The 17,474-nt window shown below is 54.3% G+C and carries 13 protein-coding genes and 1 pseudogene; 1 reads left to right on the top strand and 13 read right to left on the bottom strand.

Translation table 11 applies throughout. The features are described from left to right. Positions 1 to 25: 25 nt before the first annotated feature. From AC1MEK_RS17105 to AC1MEK_RS17080, 6 genes are all read right to left on the bottom strand, one after another. Positions 26 to 499 (bottom strand): RidA family protein, encoded by a 474-nt coding sequence (locus AC1MEK_RS17105; RefSeq protein ID WP_480397459.1) that lies wholly within the window; start codon positions 497 to 499, stop codon positions 26 to 28. 53 nt (positions 500 to 552) lie between these two features. Further along, the gene (locus AC1MEK_RS17100) at positions 553 to 1,779 is read right to left on the bottom strand and encodes a c-type cytochrome (RefSeq protein ID WP_480397458.1); all 1,227 of its coding nucleotides are present in this window, start codon (positions 1,777 to 1,779) and stop codon (positions 553 to 555) included. After that, on the bottom strand, positions 1,776 to 3,539 hold the full coding sequence (locus tag AC1MEK_RS17095; protein WP_480397457.1) for a GMC family oxidoreductase: 1,764 nt from the start codon (positions 3,537 to 3,539) through the stop codon (positions 1,776 to 1,778). The genes AC1MEK_RS17100 and AC1MEK_RS17095 overlap by 4 nt, the downstream gene beginning before the upstream one ends. Positions 3,540 to 3,544: 5 nt before the next feature. Beyond that, positions 3,545 to 4,285 (bottom strand): gluconate 2-dehydrogenase subunit 3 family protein, encoded by a 741-nt coding sequence (locus tag AC1MEK_RS17090; RefSeq protein ID WP_480397456.1) that lies wholly within the window; start codon positions 4,283 to 4,285, stop codon positions 3,545 to 3,547. A gap of 666 nt (positions 4,286 to 4,951) precedes the next feature. Further along, positions 4,952 to 5,257 carry an STAS-like domain-containing protein gene (locus tag AC1MEK_RS17085; RefSeq protein ID WP_480397455.1) on the bottom strand — a complete coding sequence of 102 codons (306 nt, stop codon included), beginning with the start codon at positions 5,255 to 5,257 and terminating at the stop codon, positions 4,952 to 4,954. Between the two features lie 124 nt (positions 5,258 to 5,381). Continuing rightward, positions 5,382 to 6,395, bottom strand: coding sequence for an ATP-binding protein (locus AC1MEK_RS17080; RefSeq protein WP_480397454.1), 1,014 nt, complete (start codon positions 6,393 to 6,395; stop codon positions 5,382 to 5,384). A gap of 797 nt (positions 6,396 to 7,192) precedes the next feature. Here AC1MEK_RS17080 and AC1MEK_RS17075 point away from each other — a divergent pair. After that, complete coding sequence (locus tag AC1MEK_RS17075; protein ID WP_480397453.1) at positions 7,193 to 7,366, top strand: hypothetical protein; 174 nt, start codon at positions 7,193 to 7,195, stop codon at positions 7,364 to 7,366. Between the two features lie 223 nt (positions 7,367 to 7,589). On the opposite strand, the gene AC1MEK_RS17070 is transcribed toward AC1MEK_RS17075, so the two are convergent. The 7 genes and pseudogenes from AC1MEK_RS17070 to recF form a co-directional block, all read right to left on the bottom strand. Beyond that, positions 7,590 to 9,143 carry a hypothetical protein gene (locus tag AC1MEK_RS17070; RefSeq protein ID WP_480397502.1) on the bottom strand — a complete coding sequence of 518 codons (1,554 nt, stop codon included), beginning with the start codon at positions 9,141 to 9,143 and terminating at the stop codon, positions 7,590 to 7,592. A gap of 33 nt (positions 9,144 to 9,176) precedes the next feature. Beyond that, positions 9,177 to 9,353 (bottom strand): annotated as a pseudogene (locus AC1MEK_RS17065) (TniQ family protein); the annotation flags it as partial. Positions 9,354 to 9,580: 227 nt separating this feature from the next. Then, entirely contained in the window at positions 9,581 to 10,540 is a 960-nt protein-coding gene (locus AC1MEK_RS17060) for a TniB family NTP-binding protein (protein ID WP_480397452.1), read from the bottom strand. Next, on the bottom strand, positions 10,537 to 12,495 hold the full coding sequence (locus tag AC1MEK_RS17055) for an integrase (protein WP_480397451.1): 1,959 nt from the start codon (positions 12,493 to 12,495) through the stop codon (positions 10,537 to 10,539). The genes AC1MEK_RS17060 and AC1MEK_RS17055 overlap by 4 nt, the downstream gene beginning before the upstream one ends. Then, positions 12,476 to 13,114, bottom strand: a complete 639-nt coding sequence (locus AC1MEK_RS17050; protein WP_480397450.1) for a TnsA endonuclease N-terminal domain-containing protein — start codon at positions 13,112 to 13,114, stop codon at positions 12,476 to 12,478. The genes AC1MEK_RS17055 and AC1MEK_RS17050 overlap by 20 nt, the downstream gene beginning before the upstream one ends. A gap of 825 nt (positions 13,115 to 13,939) precedes the next feature. Further along, positions 13,940 to 16,357 (bottom strand): DNA topoisomerase (ATP-hydrolyzing) subunit B, encoded by a 2,418-nt coding sequence (gene gyrB, locus AC1MEK_RS17045; RefSeq protein ID WP_480397449.1) that lies wholly within the window; start codon positions 16,355 to 16,357, stop codon positions 13,940 to 13,942. Between the two features lie 4 nt (positions 16,358 to 16,361). Then, entirely contained in the window at positions 16,362 to 17,465 is a 1,104-nt protein-coding gene (gene recF / locus AC1MEK_RS17040) for a DNA replication/repair protein RecF (protein WP_480397448.1), read from the bottom strand. Between the last annotated feature and the right edge of the window lie 9 nt (positions 17,466 to 17,474).

Genomic DNA, 17,474 nt, shown 5'->3' with positions numbered 1-17,474 from the left:
GCCTTCACGTTGGTGTGAGGCTTTCTCAATCGCGAATTTGAAATATCGCCTCGATTTCCACTGCCATGTGGGAAGGCAATGAAACTGCACCTGTAGCAATACGGGTGTGGCGACCTTGCTCGCCGAGGATGCGGACAAGTAAATCGGACGCGCCGTCGAGCACCTTTGGGTGATCAGCGAAGCGTTCATCGCAGTTGACGATGCCGGCTAACCGAACAGCCTGGACCAAATGGTCGATCTCATCGTCACAGGCGGCCGCCAAGTGGGCCAATATGTTCAGCGCACAAAGCTCCGCAGCATTTCGGCCTTCTGTGAGTGAAAGATCGGTTCCGACTCGGCCGACATACCTCAGTTCGCCATCGATCCGCGGTGCTTGGCCTGCGATGAAGAGCAGACTTCCGGCACGCACAGCGGATGTGTAGGAGCCTTGGGGAAGATTGATGCTGGGCAGCTGATAACCGGCCGCAGCGAGTCTTCCCGAAATTGTCGTGATACTCATGGCACGCATTTCCTTAGAAAAAAGGCCGCGACTGGGAGTCGCGGCCTTGATCATTACTGGATGGAGCTCAATTCCTTGCGCATTGACTTCACGTCATCAGCGTTGACGCGTGGGGCTGAGTTGCCCCAAGTGTTGCGAATATAGGTGAGCACATCCGCTACGTTCTGATCACTGAGGTTCCAGGCGAACGAAGGCATGGCCGGTGCAGTTGGCGCTTCATGAGTCGCCCCAGCCCGGCCGCCGGCCAGCACGATGCGTATCAGGGAGGACGGATCGTTCTGATTCACCAGCGGCGCATCCGCAAGCTTTGGAAACAGATGCGAAATGCCCCTTCCATTCGGTGTGTGGCAGGCAGAGCAACGATCGGCATAGATTGCACTACCAGCAACGATGCCGGCATCTGAGGCAGGCAGAGGATCTGCTTTCTTCACATCCGCACTGAGGGTTTTCAGGTAAACCGCCACGGCCATCAGATCTTCGTCCTTCCAGTGCTGCGAGGAGTGTTCAACCTCTTCAGCCATCGGACCTGATGCGATGTCGAAGTGGTTAGCACCGGTCTTTAGATATTGAACGATATCCTTCTCCGACCAACCGGCGATACCGCTGTGAGCGTTTGCCGTGATGTCCGGGGCTACCCAGCTTTGCAAGTTGGTACCGCGCAAGAACTGATCGTCCTTATCGCCGCCCAGAAGATTTTTAGGCGTGTGGCAGGTGCCGCAGTGACCCAACCCTTGAACCAAGTAGGCGCCGCGGTTCCATTGCGCGCTTTTGCTCACGTCTGGCTTGTACTCGCCTTCGGTGAAGTTCATCAGGTTCCAAGCAATGAGGCTGGTTCGGACATTGAACGGGAAGGGCAGCAAATTGGTCTCGACGTGATTCCTTGCCGGTTCGACTGTCTGCAGGTAAGCCCACAATGCGAGGTTATCCTCGCGAGTGACTTTGGTGTAGGCGGTATAAGGCATTGCACCAAACAGAAGTTCTCCCCCGCGACCATGTCCCTTGGACATGGTGTTTTGGAAATCTTCAAAGGTCCAGTGGCCCAGCCCGGTCTCGGTATCAGGTGTGATGTTCGCCCCTACGAGTTTGCCGAAGGGGGTGTCGAGCGTGACGCCGCCAGAAAACAGCGGCTTGCCGGGCACGGTGTGGCAAGCGGTACAGTCACCCAACCGGGCTATGTATCGACCTTTTTCGACCAGGGCAAAATTGTCAGATCCGTCTGCGAAAGCTACCTGCGTGCTCAAGGCTAAGGCGACCGCTGCGGCGAATTGGGAAATTTTCATACCGTGATCATTTCCCCAGGATTTTTCAGGTAGAAGGTGCGAATAGCGTGGGCGGCTTTGTAGGCGAGCGCACCAACGGTGCCCGTAGGGTTGTAGCCCGCGTTCTGTGGGAAGGCTGACGCCCCCACGACGAACAGATTCGGAACGTCCCAGACCTGCAAATGCTTGTTGATTGAGCTCGTGCTAGGGTCTGCCCCCATCACGAATCCACCCGTGACATGGGTGGTCTGATAGCTGGTATTGCTCCAGTGACCAGTGCGTGGGTTTTCAACCGCATATTTCGGATTCATCGAGCGTGCCAGGTCGCCGACCTTTCGCGTGACGTACAGGGCCATTCGACGATCGTTATCGGAGTAGTCGAAGGTGATCCGCAGCAGTGGTCGCCCGTGTGAGTCTTTGTAGGTCGGATCGAGCGAGAGGTAGTTCGTACGTGTCGGATAGCTGCTGCCTTCGCATCCGATCTTGAAAGTCCCGGAATAGTATTTAGCAGTGGCTTTCTTCCACTCCGCGCCCCATTTCGGCGTGCCAGGTGGTACCGGGCGGCTGCTGATGGGGGCTGCACCTGTTGGCGTCATGCGGGTGCTGCCACCGCCAACGAATCCAAGTCCAGAGTGATCGAAGTTATCGTTGTTGAAATCGTCGATCCCCATGCCGATGGCTCCGCCACCAATGTAGGGATTGAAGTCTTTGTCTTCGAAGAAGACCTGAACGCTGTTGGGGGTCTGATAGCAGTAGTTACGCCCCGTAGTACCGGTGTTGGTGACCGGGTCATAAGGTTTGCCGATCCCGGATAGGAGCATCAATCGAACCGATTCGAACGGGAAAGCAGTCACAATGACGAGGTCGGCAGGTTGCTCCCACTGCTCGCCGTTCGCGTCAGCGTAAATGACGCCGGTCGCGCGTTTACCTGTGCTGTCCGTCTGAATTTTCAGCACTTCGCAATTCGTCTGTGCCTTGAAATTGGGTTTGCGCACCAGCACCGGCAGCACGGTGGTGATGGCGCTGGCCTTGCTGTAGTTCGCGCATCCGTAGTTGGTGCAGAACCCGCAGAAGGTGCATGGCCCCATGGTTACGCCCAGTGGGTTGGTATAACCGCGAGACAGCAGCGCGGACGGCACAGGGAAAGGGCTGTATCCCATATTCTTGGCGGCATCAGCGAATAGCGTCGGTGCATAAGGCTGATCAAGAGGTGGATTGGGGTATTCCTCTGAGCGAGCGCCTTCAAACGGGTTGCCGCCTTCGATGATCTTGCCATTGATGTTGCCGGCTTTGCCTGAGATGCCGGCAAGGCGATCAAACGCGGTGTAGAACGGTTCAATCTCGTCCCAGGTTACGTCCCAGTCCTGCAGAGTCAGTTCCTTTGAAATCTCCTTGCCGTAGCGCTCCTTGTAATGACTTTGCAGGCGGAAGTGAGCGGGCTGGAAGCGGAACGTAATGCCGGACCAGTGATTGCCTGCTCCGCCCACACCGTTTCCAGGATGGAACGAGTTCCAAGCGCGGATCGGCAGCGCCACCTGCGAGGGATTGTTGCGCATGGTGATCGCGCTCTGGCGAGGCTGAACCATCAAGTCGAGGCGGGTGTTGTAGCGCAGTTCATCGCCGGCTGTTGCAACGTTGAAATCCTTGGCGGTGTCTCGCCAAGGCCCGCGCTCCAAGGCGATGACATTCAGGCCTGCGTCGGCCAATTCGTTAGCGATGATGGAACCGGCCCAACCTAGGCCAACCACCACTACATCTGTGGCGGGAAGTTTCTTAGCCATGTTCATTAACCTTTCTTCCGATTCCAGGCCGAGCTGCCGATGATGCCCAGCGGCTCAAACGACAATTTCTGGTTGTGCTTGCCGACGTACTCCCGGTAGTCGTAGCGGGCACCTGGAAAGCCGACCATGTTCCAACCGGCGAACTCTTTGTTCCCACCGTAGATTGGGTCGGCGAAGAACCCTTCCATGGTGTTTTTCAGAACCTGGTCAAAAAACATCTTGGATGGGATGGCTTTGAAGGAAATGGTGCCCACTTCCAGTTGGGAGAGAACTTTGTCCTGAGCCTCGGCAGGGAGGCCGCTGAAGGGCTTCTGAAAGTGCTCTTGGCAGTAGGCTTTCAACTCTGCCAACCCCAAGCGATAACGCTCGCGTGGGACAAGCGGTGATTGGTCACCTTGCTCGGGGGTGCCCTCCATGAAGGGCCCCTCCATGTAAAGCCGACTCGCGTCGCCATAGTCGCCAGATAGCTGTCGATCTATGAACTGCACACAGCCAGCTTCTTTCCCGCCGACGCTCAGCTCATCGCCCGGGATAAGCCGGTCTGCTATAGCCCCGAGCTCGTAGGCTTCATCTGGGGTCAGAAACTGGAGTTTCTTATCGTCAAGATACAGTGGGCCGTTGTGGTCAAAGGGAAGCCACTGAGGTACGCCAGTGACGGTAGCAGCGCTCGCGCTTCCTACCGCGAGAGAGGCTGCTGATGAAAGCAGCATCTGGCGACGTGTCAGGCCCTTGGATGGTTCGGTCATACAATTTTCCTCTAGCGGCATCTACCCAGAATCACCGTTTGCAGATGACCGCAATAGAGCCGTCCAAGCGTCATTTCAAAGAGCGCTTCGACAGCCTCATGCTTAACCAAGGTTTTGGTCTTTTCGTGCCCTAATCCAGCACTCGGTGGGGGGCGGTTTGGCCGCATTTTCTGGAATTCGGCTCTGCAACTGGCACTCTCAAGCAAGGCTGCGAGCAGCGTGCCTCAGAATTGAGCATTAAGTCGATTATATTATTGATAATTTGCGGTTGCAGAAATGAGACCATGAACCGTCTCGTTCTGCAAGGAGATCCATGGGGAGATTGGCATCGGGGTTTGGGGAAAATCTGATGGGGGCCGACCCTGCCAACGGGCGATCCTCGTCACGCTATCTGTGAATACCGGACGTAGTCTGAACGCTCTGCGTCGACTGAGAGATCGCCGAAGCCAAAACCGTAACTCAGCAAGGGGTAGAGATTGCTCATTGGACGCGGCTTGAATTTGAAATCCCGGTGGGAAGGTGGCAAAGGTCTACACGAGAGATGAGAGTTAATGTTCTCGAAGCGGAGCTGAGATTGGTGCAGGAGAGTGAATTTCAGAGGGCAGGCACTTTTGGCACCAATTAAAAGGCCCTCAATAATGAGGGCCTCAATCTGAAGCTGATCTGTCACGCGGGAATTTTCTGCAGCTGACGAACTCGATCATGGACCACAAATTTGATGATTCCTTTGACATCATTAGTGCAGTTCTCAAAGGCAAGGCGAGAAACCACCTGACGCCCTTCCTTCAAAATTAACGCCCCAATCAACTCGTCGACGAAGGACTGAGTAACATCGTTCCCAGCGAAATCTATGACAACGCGCTCACCAGAACTGAGCGAGCGTTCAATTTCGGTACGATAGGGGATAGCTGAAGCTCGCATTCCGTACGTTCGGATAGAACCGTCTCTGCTTAAGCGAATTTGAGTTTGCATGTCGTAACCCCTTGTATTGCTTAGTCCTTTTGTCTTTCTCGAAATCCCTCAGGTCCCCCCGAGGCTCTCCTTTACCGCTCCATGCCTGAACGACTCTAGCCCCCGCGCCATCAAAAAGCCAGAGCTACCGAAAATCTAGATCCAGATCAAGATCAGCATTGGCGGCATCATCTCTAGGCAGCAAGTCGCTTATCGAAATCGTAGGCAACAAATCACGAGTACAGGTGAACGCAATCGATACACCATTCCACTGTGCATCCCGCAGCTGCCCAGAATATCGACGTTTAGTGTCATGTATCCCATTGCCGCTCACGATCACCAGACCACCACCAGCCGCACCCGCAATTTTTGCTGTCGTCGTTAACCCTATACCTTGGTTCTCACTGCCGAGGATCCTGGCCATCGCACCTCGATTGCAGCTTACCCGTGGCTTGAGCGCCGCTTCGATTGCGTGTAGATGCGTGCGGTCCTCGAGCTCGGGGTGATTATTCAGAGTTGCGAGAAATCCACACCCATTATCGACGATGGCCATGCGCACAAGGTTCAATTTTGGGTAAAACTGACAGGTGAGCCACACAGCGGCATCGCCCCGTCCTTCTCTACGCGCGTGGGTTAGCGAGTTTTCCAGCAGTTCCTTGAGAGAGTACTCCAGTGGCCCTCGGTAGGAGTCAAACTCGTTCTTTCCGGTGAGTTCGTCGACAGGAGCATCCGGATCTGACTGTGTTAGCCTCCCAGTGATAGATCTAGCTAGCCGGGATGCAGCTTCTTCCGCTTGGTGGTGTTCGCTAATCTTGGTGATCTCTACCAGCGAGCCGCTCCGATCATTCCTACCACCAATGGCTGAAAGATCCACGCCCTCTACATCTATGTCCTTGAAAAAATCCATCCGAGCCAGGTAAGAGGTCAGGTCCTTGTTCAGGAACTGGATCGAGACTCGCTTCTGATTAAGCTGATCCTCGAGGAGAGCTCGTAATGTTGCCATTCCCAGTGGGTCAACGTAAGTAAGGTTACTGGCGTCCAACACAATGTCACCGGGACAATGGACGATCTCGGTGCATACCGAGAATAAATCATGCGGCGATCTTGAACCAAGCCCCCATGGCAAAACGATTGCATCTTCAATATCAATGGCCTGCATGCAATTCCTTGGCAATGGAGCTAGTCTCTTCAAGTTCAGAATGGTCCAGATAGTAGCCTATTGCCTACATATAGGCACTTACCAGATTTGTGACGGACCAAGTCAGCATACTGTTGGCAGTCTAAACGGGACGTGCTGGCGACTTTTCAAAGCTTTTTTGCAGGGTCTGAGGATGATCAGCCTCGAACCTTCACTGACACAGCAAAAAGCCCGGTAAGCTGAGGCTCACTGGGCTTTTTTGAGGTCTCACCCTACGCTGATGTCTCAGCCATCAACGGGGTTCCTACACCAATGAAAGCCGCTGAGAAGCCACTGGTTTCGCGCTCGTATACAAGCTCGTCGATCTAAGCCCTAGTGTCAAACCAGTCCGATTGCCGGTCTACAGATGCTCCATGCTTGCCATGGCTAAGTTTTGCCTGAGTCCTGCCAGCAGGTCAGAACGCTATCTACAGCACTTTGGCTGTTGAAGTGCCTGCATGGCAGAAGGCCTGCATGATCAGAAATCTTGCACCGGAAACGAGGCTTGATCTCTAAGCTCACCAAGCCAACATTCGACCGAGCTTCATGTAGCTCTGGATTTGTTGTTGGAGTTATCCACAGTTTCTGTGGATATGCAGGTGAATAATCCGTTACGGCCCAGAGAACATCAGGTACTTCAGAGGTGATCAAAAAATCATCTCTCGATGGTGCCAGTGCGCAGGTCACGCCGAACAGTGATCTCCGGGCCAGGCCGCCTTCCCATCTATGCGGGCGAGGTCTATGGTGAACAGATCGATGATGGCTTAGGAGAGCGATGGATGAAGACGACTTTCTTCTCAGAACTTCTGAAGACCGCAAAGGAGGCTCCTCGGATCTATTTTGCGCCAGTGGTAGGTGCGATCAACGAGGTGCGGACAGAGCTCAATAGAATCGATGAGGAGCGGCGCAGGTCTGGCCTCTCCTCGAACGATGTGGATGCCGATAAGCCCTGATAAGCGATCGCCGGTCTCTCATTGGCTAATTGACGAGCCCAAATGGTAGCGAACCTCTCTAGGGAAGAGGTTCCAGTGCCCGATAGATCCTGATGTCAGCGCTTTCAACTGCCAATTGGTCCCAACTTTTTGTTCCAACGGGCGAAATTCAGCAAGACGGGACGTAAGATTCTCCAGATTGGGTTCGGTGGTTTTAACAATCCAGCAAGAGAGAGATTGATAACTATCTTGTTCCTACGTTTCTGTATCGGCTATTGCGAGGCTGAGTGATCGGGGCGGATAAAAGGGTGATGAAGTCTGGTTGGTCGCTCTGCATAGCCTTACCCATTAGGTATTCAATCAGTTTCTTGCTTCTCGCCCATACATATTGCCGGCATGCTGCATTTGGTAGAGATGGTCCCGCAACGGGGTGAAGCCTAGCGTTCCAAAGGAGCTTGAACGCTTCCTTGGTCGACGTCCCTAGGTATGCTGCTATCTCAGGTCCCAAAATATAGCCCCGCCTGAATCTTTCGATCGCTTGGGGCTTTATCATCAGTTGTATACGCCTGCCTCGTTCAACTTTGGTGCTCCATAGCAGGCCAAGCCGAACAAAGGCGTAAGCGCATTCTTCTTTAACACCCAGTACCGCAGCTGCTTTGACCACCGATAGACCTAGTAGGGCCGGTCTGTTGCCCTCCCGTCGAGCTTGTTGCCACGATGCAAGCTCATGCGGCTTAAGTAACCACTTTCCCACAGCAACCGGGCCAGTCTCAGCCAATCGGTAAGCACGAAGTTCGCCTGCACGGATTGCCTGAACCAACTCGGCCATTCCGCCGCCCTTTGGCAGCGAATACTTGGCCAAGTAGTTGATCGTCGCCAGATCCTGGTCAGCGCTGATGGGCAGCTTCTCGTCAATTAATTCGTTGATTGAGCGGTAGTCGATGAGCCACTTTTCACCTGGACGTGGTTTTCCACCAAAGAACCGGAGGATACCGACGGCTAGCAGCTGCCTAACACGCTTTTGACAAAGGCTTAGCAAATTCACGGTTTGTTTCATATCTGCCGCATCTTGGATCTGTCGCGAAATCGCCTGCAACTGATTCAAATCCACAACCGTATAGACACGATTTTTATGCGTCTTCTCCCGATAATCTATCTGTCCATGCTGATGGAGACGTTTTACAGCTGACACCGTTACGCCACAGGCTTTCGCAGCAGAAGGGATAGAGACCCAGCGATGTCCCTCTATTGTCTCTTCGCTCAAATGGCGATTTCGCTTCGCTAACGGTGCCTCCCAAGCGTGCTGCACGAATGATTCAAATTCCCGTCGAAGAAAGCTAAAACAGGGATCATTCAGATTACGATGGATATCATGGTATATCGGGCCGAACGACCGGCCGAGAGTCCAGTGTCCATGTTCGGAGTAGACTTCCTTCAGGTCGCTGAGCATTTCTCTGAATGCCCTGGGCCAGTTCATGAGAACCTCACCCGCTGCATTCGCCATGAGCCTCGAATTCTCTAGTGAACCCGAATCAGCAACCTTCAGAGGCTGAGAGCTCTCCGTGCGCACAGCTCTGACAGCAAGGCGAGATGACAACTCGTGAAACTGTTTGTAGGTAAGAGCAGCCAATCCCACATTAGCTGGCAACGAGTCAGCGTAAAGCCTTTTTTCAAAGCCAGACGTGAGCCAGGCGGCTTGATCACTCGCCGGCACGATCTCGTTAGTTGTCCCACACAATGAGGTGCCACACGTTTGGCAACTATTTGCACTCATTGCACTTGGATCGGTTTCTTTCATGCAGTTGGGGCACCGCCCTTGGAGCTCAGTGCCGTGCACAGAACACGTTGTAACCAGGGTCAAGCCCCAGCTGTCTCTCCAGTACCCGGCCTCACTCAAACAGATAGGGCAGTACCGTGCGTGGTGAGTTGTCCATAATTTGACCCCCTTGGGCCGAGGATCACGAAACTCAGCAGCGAACGCAGGCCAGCTCAGTGGTCCTTCGATCATCTGCAGCCAGTCCGTAACCTCGGGCTCGCTGGCTCGTGCAAAAGCTGTCAGCAGTTCTTTTCTGGGTAATCCGTTGGCTTTCGCCAGGCGCTGCAGGTATCCCAAAAGACTTTCGTCGTGGTGCGGTCGTGGGTTGATTAAAAGACCAAACATTCCTACACATCCATGAAATCGAAGAGATAAAGCTCAGAGAGTAGGGCCGGGCTGATAAGCCCGGCCCCTGACCGTCACGTAATGCTCTCTTCAAACTTTTCAAACGGTTCCCGCTTCCCAAACAGGGGCTGGAAATTGAAACTCACACTGAAGGGGTTCCGCTCCTCGGTGACGTAGCTCCAAACCTCGTCCTCAAAGGCCTCGGCAAGCACTGGAAGCTCAATCCCAGCAAGGCCTCGGACTTGAACAAGCCAAACAGCCCTGTCCACAACCTTTATGAGGTAGTCAATCAGTCCATAGGAGGCCATGTAGAAACGTTTGACCATCTTTGGCTCTACAAAGCTGATGGCTTGAACAGGCAACTCTCCCTCGATGGCTCGCATTAGCATCGCGAAATGCAGAGACGTATTAGCAGTGAAGGTGAAGCGGTCATAAGCCACCGTGGCCGAAAACCTGCGTCGCAGTTGCTCGTTTGCCAGCAGCAGATTTTCGGTGCGCTTCAGGCCAATCAGCACAAACGCGATGCTGGTCTCATTCATCAGACTCTTGATCCAGTCTGCTGCCTCATACGCACCGTTACGACGATAATCGACAAGGTGCTGGGCCTCATCGAGGACCAACATTTCCACGCGAAGGTTTTTCAGGAGGAGGACTACCCGTGCGAACTTAACCTCTGCAGAATGTCCCCGTGCCTCTGCGAAGGGGTCCTTCAACTCTGCCAAAATGGCTGCTGCCAGATTCTTCTTGGTGGGAGAAGACGGCATCTCAACGAACAAAACTGTCCGCTTCTCTGGGACATTCCCCTCCGACTCCTCCAGTGACCGGATGTACTCCTTGACCAATGTGCTCTTGCCCACACCGCTAGGGCCTTGGATAAGTAAGCCCTTACTTGCTCCGGTACGCCGGCTGTCGCCGTGGATTTCGCCGAGTCGTGTCAACGCTCGTACGGCCTGAGGGCTGTGAATAAACCGATGCCGAAGCGTGAAGCTGTATTCAGCGTGCTCAAAGCTTTCATGCAGACCAATGGCGTTCATACGTTAGACCTCCCATTTGGCCGACGAACCGAGACCTTGAAGGCTGCTGGAGGAATTTGCGGAATAGGGTCATCGGCCCATTCCACTTCACCGAGCACCTTGGGTGGAGGCGTGCCTTCGGTCACGCGACCCTCTTTGTCAATCTTGGCCCTGGCAGCTGCGCGTCGCACTCTGAGCTTTTGCGATCGGCGGGCCTCGTCCGCGTCTTCCATAATTTCCTGATAACACCTGTGTGTAGCCTCGAAGCTAGGCTGCTCGTTGTATTTTTCCCGCAGCGCTTTTTCGGCAGACTTCCAAAGTTCTCTACTTTTACCGACCATACGCTCGTCTTTGGCAGGGACTTTGAAGAACAGGTTTCTGAAACGATCATGAACCCAGACGTGCCCGGCTTCGTCTCGGTATCGAACGTTTACTTTTTCTCCATCCGCCAAACGCGTACGCAGTTCAGCAAGCTCCGTTGAGTGGTAGCCCACTTTTGCTACTTCAATGCCGTAATGGTGAACCTTTACAGCGGTCCGCCTGGCCAATATGCACTCCAACGAATCCAAATCGGCGGGAAGGCTAATGACATGGTTCGGCTCACTAGTGCCCCAGACTTGAGCCGGGGTCCTGTTAGCCAGCCCACGATGAGGAGTCTGGTGGTAACCATCCACGATCCATTTCACCACCACCGCCTCCAGTTGCGGGAGCGTGAAGCATGCATTCTTCTCAGAATCGTAATCCCCACGCTGCTGGATATTCGAGAACGTGGTACCCGGGAGGTTGTGGATCAGCCCCAGATTCTGAGTGCTGAAAAAGCGCTCAACCGCACCTTTCCTTTCCGGGGCCCTGGATGCGGGGTACATGATCTCAATACCCAGTTCATTGAACCCCATGATGAGATCACCCGCGTGAAATTCCGCCGCGTTGTCTGGGACTATCCGAGCTGGCAGCCCACATGCCGACCACTCATTTCTCACTTTGGGAAAGCGCTTCAGAAGCTCGGTTTTTGGCCGAATTGAGCGTTCGATCACACGAAGCACGGTTTCCGTATTTGGAGCCGAAAGGTGAAGCAGATATCCCATCACTATTCGCGAAAAGCGATCAAGAACGATCGTCAAATAGGGACGCCCGATGCACAGCCCAGAGGCCTCATCCACAAGCTGCACGTCCAGCAAGGTATGATCGATTTCCCAACGTTCCAAAATCTCATGGACGCGAAGCACTCCCGCCGCCACGCGGTGCTTTTTATCTGCCGCGTGTTTTCCGAGCCGTTCCTTGTCCACTAGATATGGATCAAGCTTGAAGATGTACCTTCGAACGGTCATTCCGCTTGGGATCTTGAGCTGGTCCGAGGGCAAACGACTTTGGTTTATCTTCCTAATCTGATCCTCGAACTCTGCAATAACTACGCTAACCGAAGGCATCGTATCCCGCAGGTAGGTGCTATTAATCACCCTTTGAAGAATAACTTCGAGCTCTCCGTTTATCGCGGGAGCTCGGCCTTTTTTGGCATGTTGAGGGATTAGTTTCACTACGTTCTGGCCGATGTATTTAGCGGCCCAACGTCTAATGGTGGAAATCGAGGGTGCGCACGCATCCCCAATCTTTTTTGCGATTTCTCTAAGTTTATTTATCATGTCTTCATCACCCGGCAGCTTGTATTTACCGCGCATAGTTAGGTCGTCCAGATACTTGCGTCGACGCAATGCTTCATCCCCATGTTTTTTGGGGAAGCATGAAATATCTGGAGGGACGTTCCGTACATACGGAACCTTCCCGAGATAAGGCTGATCAGCGGAGATCTCGATCTCGCGGCGCTCGTAGCCCTCATAGAACTCTTTCTCAGATAACTTCGTGGGCTCACCAAGCTCATCGAAAAAGAGCAGCTTTCGATCAATCAGCCGCTTCTCAAGCACCATCAGGACGCCCCGGACGATGACGACCAATTTCACCCTAAGGGAAAAGGTTTGCATGGCGGTGCCCTCCTTGGAGGAAGACCGGGGAGTCAGTCTCGATTGATTTATCAAGGTCAATGCCAACCAGGCCAAGGCCTAATAAGCGCCACGCTTTGCTGACGCCAACCACGCAGAGCAAATCTGCAAGGGTCATAGCCGGCTGTTCGTTGAAGGGAGCCATTAACCCCTCCAGCATCTGGCGCGAAAGCTCTGGACCGCGCCGGTGATACATCAGCCTTCGAAGATTCGTCGCCAACGGTTCAGCTTCAACCAACTTCTCAGTAACCACTGAAAAGTTACGGCCGGTGGCGTTGAAGTAGCGCTCAACGGCATCCAGTCGCTGCCTGACGCTGGCTATCTTCAAGCGGTCATAAGGCTTCACTTCAAACCACCATTCGCGTCCATCCGCTAGGAAAGCCCGTACGTCTGGGTAGTATTTGAAGTAGCCTTGGAGAGATGGAACACGCTCCTCACTAGGCTGGGGGACGTAGCTGGTGACCGTAGAGGACAGCTCAAGAAGCCGAAAAAAGGCCCCCTCCAGCTGGGACTCCCAAGGCACTGGCTTCTTATTTTTGAGCGATGGGAAATAGCCTCGGTAGTGATTAGAACGCCGCGTGACTACCTTTCTTACTGTCATAGAACACCTCCAAAATCTCGGAACGAGCGCCGACGCTGCGTCAAAAAATCAAGACGCAGGGCAGGCGTAGCGGCGCCTTTCGACAGGCAACACTGTGCCGTCGAGTAGCCTCGCTAAGGTCGAAAAGATGGGAGAGGATTGACAGCCGCTTTGAAAAAGCAGACATTGCGGGTTCTCAGGACGCAAGTCTGCTTCGCTAAGCGCGGTCAGTCCTCTCAGGATTGGTCGCGTTTTTCTACATTTTGGGCTCTCCTTTTCTGCTCATGGGTCATGACATTTATGACTGATCAGAATCTCAAGCAATCGGCTTGCTCTCATTTGTTCTAAACGATCACATATGGATCGTCAACGCAGTTGAAATCTGATTTTAAATTTTCGCTTCAACTCGCTGATTCGATTACGAATCTTCTAAGCAAAGCAGAAAAAATGGTCATTGATCTTATTCCAACATCTCTCCGAAATCCACAATAAAACTAACCGGGGAATTTCTGCTCAAGAAGCCTCGATACTAAGTTTCTCAAAATAAATACTTAACAAGTAACAGTAATTAACAACTTACTGGCTCAAGTATTATTTCAACGCATCAGCCTCTCAACACCTGAGATTAGCTCGCTGACCTTTTCAGCCTATACGGGCGGCTACCTGATCCTTTCCTAATGCATCGCCACTTCAGACGAGAAGAGTAGGGCGTTCCGACAGGATCATCCAGGCAAAAAAAAAGCCCGCGAAGCGGGCTTGATGGATGATCGGCGGAGACCAGGACTGGACCCCGGCCGGTCAACTATTTGTGAAACCGTGCAGCTATTCTGTGAACCTACATTGGCCTTAGAAGTCCAGGTTCGATACCGACAGCGCGTTGGCTTCAATGAAGTCGCGGCGCGGCTCTACGGCGTCACCCATCAAGGTGTTGAAGATCTGATCGGCAGCGATCGCGTCTTCCACGGTGACCTTGAGCATGCGGCGCACGCTTGGGTCCATGGTGGTTTCCCACAGCTGGTCAGGGTTCATCTCACCCAGACCTTTGTATCGCTGGATGGTGTGGCGCTTGGTGCTTTCCGCCATCAGCCAGGCCAGTGCGTCCTTGAACTCAGTGACGGTTTTCTTGCGCTCGCCACGTTGCACATAGGCACCTTCTTCCAGCAGCGTGCTGATCTGCGCGCCCAGTGCGGTGACGGTCTTGTAGTCGTTGCTGCCGAAGAAGTCGCGGTTGAACGTAACGTAGCTCGACAGGCCGTGAGAGATCAGCTCGACCTCTGGCAGCCACACGTTGCGCTCGCGGTCTTCACGCAGGCTGGCCTTGTAGACCAGGCCGGACTTCTCGCCGTTGCGCAGGCGTTCGTCGAACTTGGCCAGCCAATCCTGCATGGCGGTGTGGTTCGACAACTGCTCCAAGCTGACCGGTGGCAGGTAGACGAAGTGCTCGGTCAGTTCCTGTGGATACAGGCGCGACAGGCGCTTGAGCGTCTTCATGACCATGCGGAAATCGTGAACCAGCTTCTCCAGCGCTTCACCGGAAATGCCCGGGGCCGATTCGTTCAGGTGCAGGCTCGCATCTTCCAGAGCCGACTGCGTCATGTACTCTTCCATGGCTTCGTCGTCTTTGATGTACTGCTCTTGCTTGCCTTTCTTGACCTTGTACAGCGGCGGCTGGGCGATGTAGATGTAGCCGCGCTCGACCAGCTCCGGCAACTGACGGAAGAAGAAGGTCAGCAGCAGGGTACGGATGTGCGAACCGTCGACGTCAGCATCGGTCATGATGATGATGTTGTGATAACGCAACTTGTCGATGTTGTACTCTTCGCGACCGATACCGCAGCCCAGCGCAGTGATCAGGGTGCCGACTTCCTGGGAGGAAATCATCTTGTCGAAGCGTGCCTTTTCCACGTTCAGAATCTTGCCCTTGAGTGGCAGGATGGCCTGGGTCTTGCGGTTACGACCCTGCTTGGCGGAACCGCCTGCAGAGTCACCCTCGACCAGATACAGTTCGGAAAGGGCAGGGTCCTTTTCCTGGCAGTCAGCCAGTTTGCCCGGCAGGCCGGCGATATCCAGCGCGCCCTTGCGGCGAGTCATTTCGCGAGCTTTACGCGCCGCTTCACGGGCACGGGCGGCGTCGATCATCTTGCCGACAACGGCCTTGGCTTCGTTCGGGTTTTCCAGCAGGAAGTCAGAGAAGTACTTGCCCATCTCCTGTTCGACTGCGGTCTTGACCTCGGAGGACACCAGTTTGTCCTTGGTCTGCGAGCTGAACTTCGGATCCGGTACCTTGACCGAAATGATCGCGGTCAGACCTTCGCGGGCATCGTCACCGGTGGTCGCGACCTTGTGCTTCTTGGCCAGACCTTCCTGCTCGATGTAGTTATTCAGGTTACGCGTCAGTGCCGAGCGGAAGCCCACCAGGTGAGTACCGCCATCGCGCTGAGGAATGTTATTGGTGAAGCACAGCAGGTTTTCGTTGAAGCTGTCGTTCCACTGCAGGGCAATCTCGACGCCCACGCCGTCGTCACGCTGAACGCTGAAATGGAACACCTGGTTGACCGCAGTCTTGTTGGTGTTCAGGTACTCAACGAACGCACGCAGACCACCTTCGTACTTGAACAGCTCTTCCTTGCCGCTGCGCTCATCGCGCAGGACGATACCCACCCCTGAGTTCAGGAAGGACAGTTCGCGAATCCGCTTGGCCAGGATGTCCCAGCTGAAGTGGATGTTCTTGAAGGTTTCAGCCGAGGGCTTGAAGTGAATTTCGGTACCAGTGGTATCGCTGTCACCGACGATCTTCATCGGCTCTTTCGGCACGCCATGAACGTAGGTCTGTTCCCAGATCTTGCCGCTGCGGCGCACTGTAAGGTTCAGCTCTTCGGACAGCGCGTTCACCACCGACACACCTACGCCGTGCAGACCGCCGGATACTTTGTAGGAGTTGTCGTCGAACTTACCGCCGGCGTGCAGCACCGTCATGATGACTTCGGCTGCGGAAACGCCTTCTTCTTTATGCACATCGACCGGAATGCCGCGACCATTGTCGCGCACAGTGATGGATTCGTCCGGGTGGATGATGACGGTGATGTCATCGCAATAACCGGCCAGCGCTTCGTCGATAGAGTTATCCACCACCTCAAACACCATGTGGTGAAGACCGCTGCCATCGTCCGTATCGCCGATGTACATACCGGGACGCTTGCGTACGGCATCGAGTCCTTTCAGCACCTTGATGCTGGACGAGTCGTACGTTTGATTTTCGCTCATGCATTCACTCCCGATGGTCGTGGGTCTGGGTGATACTGCCTTGTTCCACGTGGAACAACGCAACTGGCGTTTCCGTCTGCCAGCCTTCCCTCAACAATTCATGATCTACACAGGTGATAAAAACCTGGCAGCGTAATTCTTCCAGCAGGCGACATAGCGCGCTGCGGTGGTTTTCGTCGAGCTCCGATGGCAAGTCATCGACGAGATAAATACATTGGCCGCGACGTACCTTGCTGACCAGATGTCCTTGAGCAATGCGCAAGGCACAGACCACCAACTTCTGTTGGCCGCGAGACAGAATGTCGGCAGCGTTATGGCCGCCGAGTCGAAGTCTGAGGTCTGCGCGTTGCGGTCCGGCCTGGGTGTGACCGATCTGTTGGTCACGATGAAGGGAAGAGACGAGCACACTGCTCAAATCCTTTTCCTTGTCCCAGCCGCGGTAGTAACTGAGCGTCAGCCCCTCGAGCTGCACCAACTCGCTCAGCGTTTGTTCGAAGACAGGTTTCAGTGCCTTGATGTACGCGCGACGATATTCGTCGATTTCATCGCTGGCCAGGCACAGTTCACGGTCCCAGGCCGCCTGCGAAGCGGCGTCAAGTGTACCATGCCGAAGCCACGAGTTTCGCTGCCTCAGCGCCTTCTGCAGACGCTGCCAAGTGGCCATGAATCGAGGTTCCACGTGGAACACTCCCCAATCCAGAAATTGCCTTCTGATCTTGGGAGCACCTTCCAACAGGCGAAAACTGTCCGGGTTGATCAGCTGAAGCGGCAAGGTTTCAGCGAGCTGAGCGGTGCTTTTCGCATTCTGGCCGTCGATGCGCACCTGGAATTCGCCTTGCCGATCGCGGGAAATTCCCAGGTTGCTGTGGCCACCCTCGGCCAGTTCGACCTGACCGAAAACCGTACAGGCAGGTTGCTCGTACTGAATGACAGGTTGCAGGCGGGTGCTGCGAAATGAGCGGGCGAGACCAAGCAGATGTATGGCTTCCAGCACACTGGTTTTGCCACTGCCGTTGGCGCCATAAAGAATATTGATGCGAGGAGAGGGGGAGAAGGTCACCGGGTGCAGATTGCGCACCCCGGTGACCGAGACGCGACTGAGAGACATCTAGGTTCT

It is taken from the genome of Pseudomonas sp. 2 (assembly GCF_056627435.1).
Note: the sequence above shows the minus strand (reverse complement) of the source record. Positions and strands in the feature narration are given on the sequence as shown.

Coding starts and splice junctions, on each gene's coding strand:
- AC1MEK_RS17105 (WP_480397459.1), bottom strand. CDS start 499: ATGAGTATCACGACAATTTCGGGAAGACTCGCTGCGGCCGGTTATCAG.
- AC1MEK_RS17100 (WP_480397458.1), bottom strand. CDS start 1,779: ATGAAAATTTCCCAATTCGCCGCAGCGGTCGCCTTAGCCTTGAGCACG.
- AC1MEK_RS17095 (WP_480397457.1), bottom strand. CDS start 3,539: ATGGCTAAGAAACTTCCCGCCACAGATGTAGTGGTGGTTGGCCTAGGT.
- AC1MEK_RS17090 (WP_480397456.1), bottom strand. CDS start 4,285: ATGACCGAACCATCCAAGGGCCTGACACGTCGCCAGATGCTGCTTTCA.
- AC1MEK_RS17085 (WP_480397455.1), bottom strand. CDS start 5,257: ATGCAAACTCAAATTCGCTTAAGCAGAGACGGTTCTATCCGAACGTAC.
- AC1MEK_RS17080 (WP_480397454.1), bottom strand. CDS start 6,395: ATGCAGGCCATTGATATTGAAGATGCAATCGTTTTGCCATGGGGGCTT.
- AC1MEK_RS17075 (WP_480397453.1), top strand. CDS start 7,193: ATGAAGACGACTTTCTTCTCAGAACTTCTGAAGACCGCAAAGGAGGCT.
- AC1MEK_RS17070 (WP_480397502.1), bottom strand. CDS start 9,143: ATGAAAGAAACCGATCCAAGTGCAATGAGTGCAAATAGTTGCCAAACG.
- AC1MEK_RS17060 (WP_480397452.1), bottom strand. CDS start 10,540: ATGAACGCCATTGGTCTGCATGAAAGCTTTGAGCACGCTGAATACAGC.
- AC1MEK_RS17055 (WP_480397451.1), bottom strand. CDS start 12,495: ATGCAAACCTTTTCCCTTAGGGTGAAATTGGTCGTCATCGTCCGGGGC.
- AC1MEK_RS17050 (WP_480397450.1), bottom strand. CDS start 13,114: ATGACAGTAAGAAAGGTAGTCACGCGGCGTTCTAATCACTACCGAGGC.
- gyrB (WP_480397449.1), bottom strand. CDS start 16,357: ATGAGCGAAAATCAAACGTACGACTCGTCCAGCATCAAGGTGCTGAAA.
- recF (WP_480397448.1), bottom strand. CDS start 17,465: ATGTCTCTCAGTCGCGTCTCGGTCACCGGGGTGCGCAATCTGCACCCG.